Origin of the sequence: Kitasatospora aureofaciens (assembly GCF_001188955.3) — a bacterium.
GTDB classification, from domain to species: domain Bacteria; phylum Actinomycetota; class Actinomycetes; order Streptomycetales; family Streptomycetaceae; genus Kitasatospora; species Kitasatospora aureofaciens.
The window spans coordinates 12060-24602 of record NZ_JPRF03000040.1; the positions used below are offsets into that span (position 1 = coordinate 12060).

General features: G+C 73.6%; 11 protein-coding genes and 3 pseudogenes. 6 read left to right on the plus strand and 8 right to left on the minus strand.

Annotated features, from left to right (window positions below; all coding sequences use genetic code 11):
* The first annotated feature begins 652 nt into the window (after positions 1 to 652).
* Complete coding sequence (locus HS99_RS25450) at positions 653 to 1948, plus strand: esterase/lipase family protein (RefSeq protein WP_050366323.1); 1296 nt, start codon at positions 653 to 655, stop codon at positions 1946 to 1948.
* A 105-nt stretch (positions 1949 to 2053) separates the two neighbouring features.
* Here the strand turns inward: HS99_RS25450 and ypfJ are convergent, their stop codons facing one another.
* The 3 genes and pseudogenes from ypfJ to HS99_RS46950 all read right to left on the minus strand — a co-directional run bounded on the left by ypfJ (position 2054) and on the right by HS99_RS46950 (position 3814).
* Positions 2054 to 2950, minus strand: a complete 897-nt coding sequence (gene ypfJ / locus HS99_RS25455) for a KPN_02809 family neutral zinc metallopeptidase (RefSeq protein WP_030290531.1) — start codon at positions 2948 to 2950, stop codon at positions 2054 to 2056.
* 199 nt (positions 2951 to 3149) lie between these two features.
* Positions 3150 to 3544, minus strand: a pseudogene (locus tag HS99_RS46940) (MmyB family transcriptional regulator).
* A gap of 60 nt (positions 3545 to 3604) precedes the next feature.
* On the minus strand, positions 3605 to 3814 hold the full coding sequence (locus tag HS99_RS46950) for a helix-turn-helix domain-containing protein (RefSeq protein WP_050366324.1): 210 nt from the start codon (positions 3812 to 3814) through the stop codon (positions 3605 to 3607).
* Positions 3815 to 4238: 424 nt separating this feature from the next.
* Here HS99_RS46950 and HS99_RS25465 point away from each other — a divergent pair, with 424 nt between their 5' ends.
* Positions 4239 to 4829 (plus strand): class I SAM-dependent methyltransferase, encoded by a 591-nt coding sequence (locus tag HS99_RS25465; RefSeq protein ID WP_232543082.1) that lies wholly within the window; start codon positions 4239 to 4241, stop codon positions 4827 to 4829.
* Between the two features lie 107 nt (positions 4830 to 4936).
* Here the strand turns inward: HS99_RS25465 and HS99_RS45210 are convergent.
* A pseudogene (locus tag HS99_RS45210) lies at positions 4937 to 5114 on the minus strand (transposase); the annotation flags it as partial.
* Positions 5115 to 5157: 43 nt separating this feature from the next.
* A pseudogene (locus tag HS99_RS48475) lies at positions 5158 to 5328 on the minus strand (transposase); the annotation flags it as partial.
* Positions 5329 to 5601: 273 nt separating this feature from the next.
* Between HS99_RS48475 and HS99_RS25470 the strand changes: the two are divergent.
* The 4 genes from HS99_RS25470 to HS99_RS25485 all read left to right on the plus strand — a co-directional run bounded on the left by HS99_RS25470 (position 5602) and on the right by HS99_RS25485 (position 8747).
* Positions 5602 to 6228, plus strand: a complete 627-nt coding sequence (locus HS99_RS25470; protein ID WP_050366325.1) for a hypothetical protein — start codon at positions 5602 to 5604, stop codon at positions 6226 to 6228.
* Positions 6229 to 6300: 72 nt separating this feature from the next.
* Positions 6301 to 7311 carry a DUF1996 domain-containing protein gene (locus HS99_RS25475; RefSeq protein ID WP_046385741.1) on the plus strand — a complete coding sequence of 337 codons (1011 nt, stop codon included), beginning with the start codon at positions 6301 to 6303 and terminating at the stop codon, positions 7309 to 7311.
* 57 nt (positions 7312 to 7368) lie between these two features.
* On the plus strand, positions 7369 to 7929 hold the full coding sequence (locus tag HS99_RS25480; protein WP_030290526.1) for a sigma-70 family RNA polymerase sigma factor: 561 nt from the start codon (positions 7369 to 7371) through the stop codon (positions 7927 to 7929).
* A complete protein-coding gene (locus HS99_RS25485; RefSeq protein ID WP_232543083.1) occupies positions 7926 to 8747 on the plus strand; it encodes an anti-sigma factor family protein in 822 nt (273 codons plus the stop codon). Before HS99_RS25480 ends, HS99_RS25485 begins: the two co-directional genes overlap by 4 nt.
* 96 nt (positions 8748 to 8843) lie before the next feature.
* Here HS99_RS25485 and HS99_RS25490 read toward each other — a convergent pair whose 3' ends face one another.
* The 3 genes from HS99_RS25490 to fusA all read right to left on the minus strand — a co-directional run bounded on the left by HS99_RS25490 (position 8844) and on the right by fusA (position 12324).
* Positions 8844 to 9608: a D-Ala-D-Ala carboxypeptidase family metallohydrolase gene (locus HS99_RS25490; RefSeq protein WP_030290524.1), complete on the minus strand. Its 765-nt coding sequence runs from the start codon at positions 9606 to 9608 to the stop codon at positions 8844 to 8846.
* Complete coding sequence (locus tag HS99_RS25495; protein WP_030290523.1) at positions 9605 to 9946, minus strand: type 2 periplasmic-binding domain-containing protein; 342 nt, start codon at positions 9944 to 9946, stop codon at positions 9605 to 9607. The genes HS99_RS25490 and HS99_RS25495 overlap by 4 nt, the downstream gene beginning before the upstream one ends.
* A 239-nt stretch (positions 9947 to 10185) precedes the next feature.
* The gene (fusA, locus tag HS99_RS25500; protein WP_046385739.1) at positions 10186 to 12324 is read right to left on the minus strand and encodes an elongation factor G; all 2139 of its coding nucleotides are present in this window, start codon (positions 12322 to 12324) and stop codon (positions 10186 to 10188) included.
* Positions 12325 to 12543 lie beyond the last annotated feature (219 nt).

The following is a 12543-nucleotide window of genomic DNA, read 5'->3' on the forward strand; positions in this document are numbered from 1 at the left end:
GGGCCGCAAGGCGGCCGAGGACACCCAGGGCACGCAGGTGTCGGCAGGGTCCGCCCAGCCGGGGTTGCCGGCCGTGGAGAAGGACCGGCAGGGCGCGGCCGGTGAGGGTCCCGGTGACGCGGGTGCCCCCGGGACCGGCGCCATGGGGCGCGCGAGTTCGCCGACGGCAACGAAACGGGCGCCGAACAGGCCGCCGCGCTGTCGGGAGGACACGTCGAAGTCACCACCGCCACCGGGCTTCCACGGACCCGTCCCTCGTCCAGGCGGCAGGTGGCACCGGCCCGGGCGTCGACCAGGCGGATGCGGCAGACCGGTGTCCTCACGGGGCGCGACCGCCCGTCAGGGTTGTCCCCGGGCACATCGGCACGGCCGTCAACATCCGCCGACCGGCGCCCACGACACCACCACCACGACAGATCGCCGCCCCACCCGCATCCACGCACTCCGCACCCACCACGGCATCGCGACAGCGACAGTGACAGCGACCTGAGCCCGACCTGGACCACATCCCTCGCCGGCAGAGTCCACCCGCCGACTTCCCGCACCCGCCCCGACGACCACTTTCGGCCAGTACGTGTGTCGGCCCCGCACGGCGAGCGATCGTTCGACTACGGTCCATCACGAACCGACCCACCGACCGAGGCGGTAAGCCATGACTGCGGCACCCCGTATCGACGTCTCCACCACCCTCAGCGCCAAGGGCGCGGACCTCACCCCCGAGGAAGTCGCCGAGCTGGCGGCGGGCCTCTCCCGGAACGTCCTGTTCACCACCGAGATCGGCGCCCCCGGCGGCCGGGTGCCCGACACGACCTGGCCGCTGCCCGGCGGCGAGGCGGCCGTCTACTACGGCAACGGCCGCACCCGCCTGGAGAGGCCGTTCCTGTTCGCCGACGGCTTCAACTACGGCAAGAGCGACCTGCCCGCCCTCTTCGCCCACTTCAACACCCCCTACGAGGAAGACCGGCCGGGCTTCTTCGACCAGCTCCTCGCCCGCGGCCACGACATCGTCCTGATCGGCTTCGACGAGCGCCACGCCCGCATCCAGCACAACGCCCGGGCCGCGACCGCCGCGATCCAGCAGGCCTGTGCCGAACGCACCGGCACCGAGCCGCTGACCGTCGGCGGAGTGAGCATGGGCGGCATCGTCACCCGCTACGCGCTCGCCAAACTGGAGAACGAGGGCGTCGACCACGAGACCGGCACCTACCTGTCCTGGGACTCCCCCCACAACGGCGCCTGGATCCCGCTGATCCTCCAGCAGATGGCGTACTTCTTCGAAAAGCTCACCCCCGCCGAGCCCGGCCGGCCCGGCCAGGCCGACCTGATCCGCAGCCCCGCCGCCCAGCAGCTGCTGTGGGCATGGGTGCCGGACGCCAAGTACTCCGGCGAGGTCGCCACCGCCAGCCGGCTGCGCACCGAGTTCGTGCGCGAGCTCGCCGACCTCGGCAACTTCCCGCGTCGCCCGCGCCTGCTGGGCGTCGCCAACGGCCGCGGCGACGGCACCGGCCGCCCGCTACCGCCCGGCGAGGTCGCCTTCGACTGGCAGGCCCTGGTCGCCAGCGCCACCGCCCGCTTCCAGCCCGACCGGGGCACCGAGCAGCGCATCGGCGGCATGCACGCCGGCCTGGAGCTGCGCCGCTCCACCACCAGCGAGGTCCCCGCCCTGGACGGGGTGCCCGGCGGCACCCTGGACTCCTTCGGCAAGGTCGCGGACGCGATCAAGGCGAAGATCAGCGAGGAGTACCGCAGCGGCGCCTTCGTCCCCGCGGTCAGCGCCTCCGCCGTCACGTACGACCCCATCGCCTGGGACGTCGACCCCCACCTGAACCTCCGCTCCCAGTCCCCCGACCGCTTCCACCTGCACGAGGTCGCCTTCGACACCGACAACACCGAGCACAGCCACGTCTCCGGCGTCCTCGTCGAGTGGATCCTCCAGCGCCTGTCCTGAGCCTTCGGCGCCGGGAGTGGGACGTCGGCCGGTCCGACGTCCCACTCCCGGCACCACGTTCACAGCGGCCCGGGCGCGCAAGGGTTCGGTCCGGCGGACCGGGGTTCAGATCTTCCCGGAGAAGGTGTCGCACTGGGCGAGGTCGCCGCTGCGGTAGCCGGTGGTGAACCAGGCCTTGCGCTGGTCGGAGGAGCCGTGGGTCCAGGCCTCGGGGTTGATCCTGCCGGTGGCCTGCTTCTGGATCCGGTCGTCGCCGACGGCCGCGGCCGCGTCCAGGCCCTGGGCGATGTCCTGGTCGGTCAGGGCGGCGATCAGGGGACGACCGGTGGAGGCCTGCGCGGTGGTGGTGGCGTGGTGGGCCCACACCCCTGCGTAGCAGTCGGCCTGCAGCTCCAGGCGCACCGAGGCGCTGTTGGCGCCCTGCCGGTCGCTACCGACCTTCTGCATCGTGCCCAGCAGGGTCTGCAGGTGGTGGCCGTACTCGTGGGCGACGACGTAGGACTCGGCGAACGGGCCGCCCTTGGCGCCGAAGCGGGTGGACAACTCGTCGAAGAAGCCGAGGTCGAAGTAGGCCTTCTGGTCGCCGGGGCAGTAGAACGGGCCCACCGCCGAGGTCGCCGGGCCGCAGGCGGTGGAGACCCGGTCGGTGAACAGCACCGTCTGGGCGGGCTTGTAGGCCGTCTTGGTGCGGCGCGGCAGCTCGGTGCCCCAGAACTCCTGGAGGCTGTTGGTGACGGCCGTGATCCGGCAGTCCTGGCGCACGTTGGCATCCGCGCCCTTCTTGCAGGACTGTTGCACCTGGCCGTCGGTACGCGCCCCGGAGGACGTGCCCGCGCCGCCGGAGGACAGGCCCATCAACTGGGGGTCGACTCCCAGGACGACCGCCAGCAGCACCGCGAGCAGGCCCACCGCCCCGCCCCCGATGGCGACCTTCCCGCCCGGGATGCCACGCCGGTCGTCCACCTGCGAGGTGTCCAGGTCTCCCTGGTCGTCGAACTGCATGCCCCTGCCTGCCCGTTTCCTGTTGTTCCGTCGGAGTGCTGGTCTGTCGGTCTGTCGGTCTGTCGGTCTGTCGAATGTGTCGAAGTGTCGAAATGTCGATTTTGCCTGTGTGTCGCTTCGTCGCTTTGGTGGCGTTTCGTGCCGCCTGCGGCCCTCCCAGCCTACGGGCAGTGGGCCCTGACACGCCGCAGCCGCAGCGTCACAGCGGGCAGCCCCGCGGGCCTGCCGGATGCGCCCTACGCGCCCGCGGCCAGCACCTCGCACTCCAACTGCAGCTCCCCCACCACCGGTCGCAGCACCCGCTTGCAGCCGCTGCGCGCACCGCCACCTCGTGGCGCTGCCAGCAGGCGGCGAACTCCTCTTCCGTGACGCGGAGTTCGGCCAGCAGCTCGGCGGCGCGCCGGCCCCCGGGGCGAGCCGCGTGGGCGGCGCGCAGGCTCGCCACATGGGCGCGGGCCAACACCTCGTGGTCCTCGGGTGGGAACAGCGCACGGCTCGCCAGATCGGTGAACCAGCGCAGCAGCAGGTTGCGCCCCCGGGCGGCTGCGCGGCGAGGTCCCCGAACACGGCGGCGGCCATCGCGTTCTGCGCCATCACATCCCACAGGTCGGAGACCACCTGGGCGGGCGCATCGTGCAGGCGGGCGGTACAGGATCAGCAGCAGCCCCGGGGCGCAGCGCGGGTGAGCGGGCCGTGCCGACGCGGCGGCTCGTGCCCGGCCAGGTGGTACAGGTGGTCCAGCTCGTTCTCGCTCAGCCGCAGAGCCCGGGCCGGCGCAGCCAGCAGCTGCGGCGAGGGCTGCGGGCCGCGCCGCTGCTCCAGCCGCGCGTGGTAGTCCACCGACGGCCCGGCCAGCTGCGCCACCTCCTCCCGGCGCAGCCCGGGGGTGCGGCGCCGGTTCCGGGGAGTCCCAGGGCGAGGGAGGCGGCGGCCGGGGCCAGGTAGATCAGGGGGAAGGGGATGTGGGCGTACGCGCCGGCACGGGCGACGGTGATCACGGCGCCGAGGAAGTAGAGGCGGCGTCGGCGGGCGTCAGGCGGGCGCGGGAGCGGGAGCGGCTGAGGAAGTCGGCGATGACCTAACGGTCAATCATGTTTCCCGGCATGGCTCCACCCGGGGCGCGGTAGCCAGGGACCGCCGCTCCCCGGCCGGTGGCCGTGGTCTAGGGTCGTCCACCGTGTCCGATACCCCGTCACACCCGTCGTCCCCGTCCTCGTCGTCCCCTGCCTCGTCGGCCGCGTCGTCCGCGTCCGCGCATCTGAGCGCCACCGCGGAGGCCTACGACGCCGTGGCCGTTCGCTACGCCGACCACGTCAAGGACGGCCTGGCCCACCTGCCGCTGGACCGCTCCTTCGTCACCGCCTTCGCCGACCTCGTGCGCGCCGCAGGTCCCGCCCTGGTGGCCGACCTGGGCTGCGGCCCCGGCTACCTGACCGCCGCCCTGCGGAAGGAGGGCCTGGACGCCTTCGGCATCGACCTGTCGCCCGCCCTAATCGCCATCGCCCGCCGGACGTACCCGGGCGTTCGCTTCGAGGTCGGCTCGATGGCCGCCCTGGAGACGGCCGACGGCGCGCTGGGCGGCGTGGTGTCCTGGTACTCGCTCATCCACACCCCGCCCGAGCAACTTCCCTCCTACCTCGCCGAGTTCCGCCGCGTCCTGGCCCCGGGTGGCTACGCCCTGCTGGGCTTCTTCGAGTCCGAGGGCGCCCCGGTCACCCCCTTCGACCACAAGGTGACCACCGCCTACCGCTGGCCCCTCGACACCCTCGCCGCGCTCGCCGCCGAGGCCGGCTTCACCGAGACCGCCCGCATGCTGCGCTGCCCCGGCGACGGCGAACGCTTTCGCCGCGGCCATCTCATCCTCCGCGCCGCCGAGTAGTGCTTTGTTGGGTCGGGGCTGCTCTTGGCCTGGGTGTTGGCTGGTGGCACGTTGGGCATGCCAGGCGACCAGGAGGTGTTGGCGGGCTCCGACAGCCTGATAGAGGGTCATGCCCGAGCAGACACTTCGGGGCGGCTCCGGGCCAGGGCCATTGAAGAGACGGGCGGCGGTGACGAGGGCGACGTGGCCATGCCGGCCCGTCCAGGAGCGGCCTTCGAAGTGGTTCAGGCCCAGGGCGGTCTTCAGCTCGCGGTAGTCGTGCTCGATCCGCCACCGGATCTTCGCCGGTCAGACGGTCGCGTGAACCGTGCCGCCGGGTGGCCGTGCGGGGCGCCGCCATCCTCGGGAACGCGGTGTCGTCGATCACCCAGGCTTGCGACGTGAGCGCCTGCACAACCAGGTCCCCGATGCGGGCGCGGACCTCCTCCAGGGCCCAGGTCGAGATGGTGATGAACTGCTGCAGGCGCTGGTGGTCAATGCCGAGGAGATGCGTGCCCACGGGTCGTGTCCCGTGAAGTGGTGTGGTCGTACGTCAACGGTCATAAATTCGGCGGAAGTGCCGCACAGCACCTTCGCGTTGGTGTCGACGGTGAAGTCGGGCGTGGTGCGGGTCCGGTCCCCCAGGAAACGACAGGCCGCGATCCGGCCCGGACGGATGCGGGAAAAAACTTCGCGCCGACGTTGAACCGTTCCCCGGCGGGACTCGTGTGGAAGGTGCCCGGGCGAACACCGCCCGGATCGCCAAACACCCACGATCCAGGGGGAGTTCGCCATGCCGAAGTTCGCCACGCCCATGTTCGCCGCGCCCCGGTTCACCGCGCGCCGGATGCTCGCCGCCACCGGCGTCGCCGTGCTCGCGCTCGCCGCCGGCGCCTGCGGGCCGGACACGGCCGACGGTTCCGGCGGGAGCGCGGCCACGTCCGCCGCCGTCCCTCCGGCCGCGGCCGCCACGTCGTCAGCCCCGGCCACCGGCGGCACCGGCGGGGTCCGGCTCGTGGCCGTGAAGTCGGCCACGCTCGGGCCGGTCGTCACCGACGCCGCCGGCCGGACCCTGTACCGCTTCGACAAGGACACCGCCAAGCCGTCCGCGAGCACCTGCGTCGACGCCTGCGCCGCGAAGTGGCCGCCGCTCACCGCCCAGGACGCGGTCCAGGTCACCGGAGTGGACTCCGCCCTGGTCGGCAGTGTGGCCCGGCCGGACGGCACGAAGCAGGTGACCCTCAACGGCTGGCCGCTCTACCGCTTCGCCGGGGACACCGCGGCGGGGCAGACCAACGGGCAGGGTGTCGGCGGCACGTGGTTCGCGAGCACGCCCGAGGGGAAGAAGGCGCCGGGCACCGCCGGGCAGGCCGCGTCGCCGACCGTCGCGCAGAGCGGCGGCTACTCCGGAGGTTACTGACCTGCTGTGCACGGCGGCGAGGCGGCCGGCGCCGCCTTGCCCGTGCGGGGACCCGTCGCCCAGACTGTCGCGGTGCACCGGAACCGCGATCACCACTGGTCGGGGGGCGTCGCCCTCCCGGTCGGCGTCCTGCTCTGCCTCGTCCTGGGGCTGTCGCTGTTGGCGCTCCGGTTCCGGCCAGGCGGGCCGGAACAGGCGTCCGCGTTCGTCGACATCACCGCGGTGGCGGCCACCGCGCCCGCGCCGTCGGCCGTCGGCCCGGACGCCTCCGGCGGCTCGTACGCGCAGAACTGCGGACGCAACCAGGAGGGCCACCGCAACGCGGACAACGTGGTGGTCTCCCCCGGGACGGTGGGCGGCGCCCACCACGTGCACGACTACGTCGGCAACCTCTCCACGGACGCGGACTCCACCGACGACAGCCTCGCCGCGGCCCCGACCACCTGCACCGACGGCGACCGCTCGACGTTCTACTGGCCGGTGCTGCGCCGTACCGACCGCGTTGCCCCGGCGCCGAGCACCGCCGTGGCGGCCTCCGACGACCCGCACGACGCCCCCGGCGAGATCCTCGCTCCCGAGCGGGTCTCCATCGAGTATCTCGGCAATCCGTGGTCGAAGGTCGTGCCGATGCCGCGCTTCCTCCGGCTCCTGGAAGGCGACCCGACCGCCGCCACCGACGGCGGCGTCGAGGCCGGCGCCCGCTGGGGCTGTACGGGATTCGCCGACCGCACGACCACCGACCGCTACCCGCTCTGCCCCGCCGGCAGCCTGCTCACCCGCACCCTGGACTTCCCCAGCTGCTGGGACGGGCGCGGCACGGACAGCCCGGGCCACCGCTCCCACGTGCGGTTCCCGTCCGCCGGCGGCCTCTGCCCGCACAGCACCTTCGCGATCCCGCACCTGCGGGTGACCGTCGGCTACCGCCCTCCCCCGCCCCGGGCCTTCGCCCTGGACGCCTTCCCCGAGCAGCGGCACAGCCCGCTCACCGACCACGCCGTGTACATCGGCCTGATGACCGACCGGCAGATGGCCTCCGTGGTGGCCTGCCTGAACGAGAACCGCACCTGTCGGGAATCCGGTTGAACCGGACGGCCGCCGCGCACGTGCTGGACGTGGTACCCGACGACGGAGGAATGGCGGATGGCGAGGACACGACCGGGCGGGCCGCAGGACGCCGCCGACGAGGCACTGATCCGAACGCTCTACGAGCAGCACGGCGGGGCACTGCTCGCCTACGCCGTCCGGCTCACCGGTGACCGCGCGGCGGCCGAGGACGCCGTGCAGGAGACGCTGATCCGGGCCTGGCGCAATCCCGAGGCGCTGACCGAGGCCCGGGGATCGGTGCGCGGCTGGCTGCTGACCGTGGAGCGCAACCTGATCACCGACCGGTTCCGGGCCCGGGCCGCACGACCGGCCGAGGTGGCGGAGGTCTCCGAGGCGACGGCCACCGTGCCGGTCGAACGCGACCACGCCGAGGGCGTGGTGGAGACGCTGGTGATGTCGCAGGCGCTGGACCGCCTCTCGCCCGAACACCGTGACGTGCTGCGCTCGATCTACTTCCAGCGGCTGTCGGTCACCGAGGCCGCGGAGCAACTCGGCATACCCGCCGGGACGGTCAAGTCCCGCGCGCACTACGCGCTCCGGGCGCTCCGGCGCTCGTACACCGACAGGACGGGGACGTGGCAGGAGGTGTCGGTGTGACCAGGGACGACGCGGGTACGGGCGGCATGGGCACGGAAGACGTGAACACGAACGGTACGGGCGCGGACGGCACGGGCGCCGAGGGTACGGGCCCGGTGCCGCCCGAGCGGATCGCCGAACTCGTCGGCGCCCACGTGCTGGGTGTGCTGGATCCGGACGAGTCGGCGGCGGTCGAAGGGCACCTGGCCGACTGCCCCGCTTGCCGACAGGAGGTGGCCGAGTTGCGGGAGCTGGAGACCGTCCTGGGCGAGGTGCCGCCCGAGCTGCTGGTGGACGGCCCGCCCACGGGCGGTGACCTGCTGCTGCAGCGCACCCTGCGGCAGGCACGGGCGGAACGCGGAGCGTCGCTGGTCCGGCGCCGGACCCGGATCGGCATGGTCGCGGCCGTCGCGGCGGCGGCGGCGCTGGTCCTCGGGATCGCGGTGGGCCGCGGTACGGTCACCGCACCGCCGGTGGCCGCCGGCCCAGCCCCGACCGCAGCGCCGACCGCGACCGTCACCCCGCCGCCGGCCGGGACCAGGACCGGCTCCGTGACGGATCCGGCCACCGGTGCCCGCATGACGCTGACGATGACCCCGGCCATGGGCTGGGTGCGGGTGAACGCTGCGGTCACCGGAATCCCGGCCGGCCAGCGCTGCCACCTGGTGGTCAACGCCAGGGGCGGGGCGACGGCGGACGCGGGCAGCTGGCTGGTCTCCGCTGTCGGCGCCAAGTCCGGGACCACGCTGGACGGTTCGGCGATCGTCTCGCCGGACGACGTGGTCTCCGTGTCGGTCGTCAACGAGTCCGGGCAGACCTTCGTGACGGTCCCGGTGTAGGGCCCCGCCGCCCGCCGGACCCGAGGTCCGGCGGGCGGGGCAGGCCCCGGCGCCACCCCCGGCGCCCCGCCACCTCCCCGGCCGGGCCGGGCGCCGTTACGCGACGCCGTCCTGCCACCACCAGAAGCCCGAGCCGTAGTTGCCGTGCTCGACCCGGCTGTCCACGTGCTGCCACGAGACGGTGTAGGTCTCCAGGCCGGAGAAGCCGCAGGTCTCGGCGATCCGGTAGACGGAGAGCGTCGACAGGCCGGAGACGGCGATGTCGGCGGCGACCCCGTCGGTGTGCATGGAGTTCGACGCCCCGCCGACCTGGGCGTTGTACGAGGTGCTGCGGAAGCCGGAGTTGACGGTGATCGCGTGGCCGCCGGCCTTCTTCCGCAGCGCCTCCAGCTTGTACATGGTGCGGCGCACGTTCTCCTGCACCTCGCCGGAGCCGACGTTGCCGCCGCCGAAGCCCGAGCCGTCGTGGCTGGTGAACTCCGACCAGTCGAAGTGGGCCGTGGAACCGTCCGACTTCTCCAGCGAGTTGAGCACGCCGAAGGTCTGCGGTCCGGCGACGCCGTCGGCGCTCAGCCCGTACGCGGCCTGGAACCGGCGCACGGCGGCGGCGGTGCCGGGCCCGAAGGAGCCGTCCACCGCCACGTAGGTCTGCGAGGCGGAGTCGGCGGCCCAGCCCGCGACGCGGATCTGCAGCTCGGCGACGGCGGCACCGGAGGAGCCCTGGCCGAGCGGGCCGGACCACCCGTAGGCCGCCGCGGGCCCGGCCAGGCCGACCTCGGCGACCGCGGCGAGCCCGGCCGCGGCCACGACCCCGGTGCCGTAGCGCAGGATTGAACGGCGGTCGAGGGAAGATCTGTTCATGTCCTGATCCTTCGAGGAGTTCGAACGGGTCGGGTACGGTGCATGATCAGCGGTGCCGGCTCCACGGTGCCCGTTCGGCCCGCCGGAGTGCGGCCCGCCGCCCCCGGGAGGAGTTCGGCGCGGCGCTCGGCGACTTCGCGGTGCAGGGTGTCACGGACGGCGCGCACGGCGGGGTGGGTGACGGCCTCGCGCCGGACGGCCAGGGTGATCGGCAGGCGGATGTCGACCTCGTCAGCCAGCAGGCGGCGCAGCCCGGCCCGCCCGGTCAGGAAGGCGGGGAGGACGCCGATGCCGGCACCCAGGCGGGTGGCTTCGGGCCCGTCACAGTGGTTCGCCACGTGCCCGGGCGTGACGTTTCTCGCGGTGGTCTGTTCCTTACACCGGATCCGCCGAGGCGCACGCCCGGTCCGGGTTCCGGCTAGGTGCGGAGCCTGACGGCATACTCGCTGGTCGTGGGGCCTGTGCGTGGCCCTGGCCCCGGCTCCCGCGGTGCAGCGAGGGGCCTGGCCAGCGAATGTGCCGAGCGGCCGGGCCCCCGGCTCTGCCCCGGTGAAAGGGGCAGGGCCGGGCCCGCGGGTCAGCCGACCGGTGTCGGCGCCGGAGCGTAGCCGGCTGGGCGGGTGGTGAAGGTGCCGCGGCCCTGGGTGCGGCTGCGCAGGCGACTCGCGTAGCCGAAGAGTTCGGCCAGCGGCACCAGTGCTTCGACCTGGGCCGTGCCGCCGTGGCCACCGTTTCCGCCGTGGCCGGTGTGGCCGGTGGTGGTGGTCTGGACGGTGGCGCGGCGGGCGGCGAGGTCCCCGAGGACGGCTCCGAAGGCGTCCTCGGGCACGGTGACGGTCACCTGCGCGAGCGGTTCCAGCAGGTGCAGCCGGGATACCCGCAGTGCTTCCCGCAGGCCCAGGCGGGCGGCGGTGCGGAAGGCGAGTTCGGAGGAGTCCTTGGGGTGGGTGGCGCCGTCGGTCAGGGTGACGGTGAGGCCGGTGACGGGGTGGCCGCCGAGCGGGCCCTCGGTGAGGGCGTCGCGGCAGCCGGCCTCGACGGCCTGCACGTATTCGCGCGGCACCTGTGCGCCGGTGACGGCGGAGGTGAAGGTGAAGCCGTCGACGGCGGGCACCAGGTCGAGGACGAGGTGGGCGAACTGGCCTGCGCCACCGTCCTGTTTGGCGTGCCGGTAGGTGAAGTTGCTCACGCCTTCGACGAGGGCTTCGCGCAGGGCGACCTGGGGTGCTCCCACGACGGCTTCGACGCCGGCTTCACGGCGTATCTTCTCCACGGCGACCTCCAGGTGCAGTTCGCCCAGTCCGGACAGGGTGCGCTGGCCGGTGTCGGGGTCGGTGGCCAGGCGCAGGGAGGGGTCCTCCTCGGTGAGGCGGGCGAGGGCGGCGGTGAGCTTGTCGGTGTCGGCGGCGCGGCGGGCTTCGACGGCGACGGTGACGACGGGTTCGGCGCTCACGGGTGCCTCCAGGAGGACGGGGTGGTCGGGGTCGCACAGGGTGGCGCCGACGCGGACGGTCTTGGGGCCGATGACGGCGACGATGTCGCCGGCCAGGGCGTGGTCGATCTCGGTGTGGCGCCCGGCCATCACGCGCAGGATGCGGGCGATGCGCTCCGGACGGCCGGTGGCCGCGTCCAGGACGGTGTCGCCCTTGCGCAGGGTGCCGGAGTACAGACGCAGGTAGGTGAGACGCCCGGTGGGTGCGGCGCTCACCTTGAACGCCAGGGCGGTCAGGGGCTGTTGAGGGTCGGCGCCGCACTGCCCGTCCCGGCCTGCGGGCGGCGCGGACGGTGCGGGCGGCGCGGACGGTGCGGGCGACGCGGACGGTGCGGGCGGGGTGTCCAGGGGTGAGGGCAGGTAGGCGACGGCGGCGTCCAGGAGGGGTTCGATGCCGCGGTTGCGGTAGGCGGAGCCGCCGAGAACGACCACGGCCTCGCCGCTGCGGGTGAGGTCGCGCAGGGCGGCGGCGAGGGTGGCAGGGCTGAGGGATCCGTGGGTGCAGTACTCCTCCAGGGCCCGGGGGTCGAGTTCGGCCACCGCCTCTTCCAGGGCCTGGCGGCGGGCGGCGGTGTGGTCGGCGAGGTCTGCGGGGACGGGGCCCTCGGCGAGGGTGCCCTCGTCGTCCCAGATCAGGGCGCGATGGTGGACGAGGTCGACGACGCCGGTGAAGGCGTCCTCGGCGCCGATGGGCAGGTGGACGGCGAGCGGGCGGGGGTGCAGGCGTTCGCGAATGGAGGCGACGGCGGCATCCAGGTCGGCTCCGGGGCGGTCGAGCTTGTTGACGAAGGCGATGCGGGGCACACCGTGGCGTTCGGCCTGGCGCCACACCGACTCGCTCTGCGGCTCGACGCCGGCGACGGCGTCGAACACGGCGACGGCGCCGTCCAGGACGCGCAGGCAGCGTTCGACCTCGTCGGCGAAGTCGACGTGGCCGGGGGTGTCGATGAGGTTGATCCGGTGCCCGGCCCAGGCGCAGCTGACGGCGGCGGCGAAGATGGTGATGCCGCGGTCGCGTTCCTGGGGGTCGAAGTCGGTGACGGTGGTACCGGTGTGGACTTCGCCGCGCTTGTGCGTGGCACCGGTGAGGTAGAGGATCCGTTCGGTGACGGTGGTCTTGCCGGCGTCGACGTGGGCGAGGATGCCGAGGTTGCGGACGGCGGCGATACCGGCAGTGGTGCCGGCGGCGGTGGTGGTGCGGATGGTGGTGGTGTCGGTGCGCATGGCCCGGTTGCCTTTCGAAGGGCGGTACTTGCGGGGTGGGCGCGCGATTGACACAGTGCCGCCGGGCACATCTTGGACTGACTGATCGTCAGATATCCGGTCGAGAAGGGACCGTGCCGCACGAGGGAACGCGAAGGAACGCGGGGAGGCGGACGGTCAGGCGGTGGCGGCGCTGCTCCGGTGCCGGCCGCGCAGCGGGCACCGGAGGGGCGGGGACAC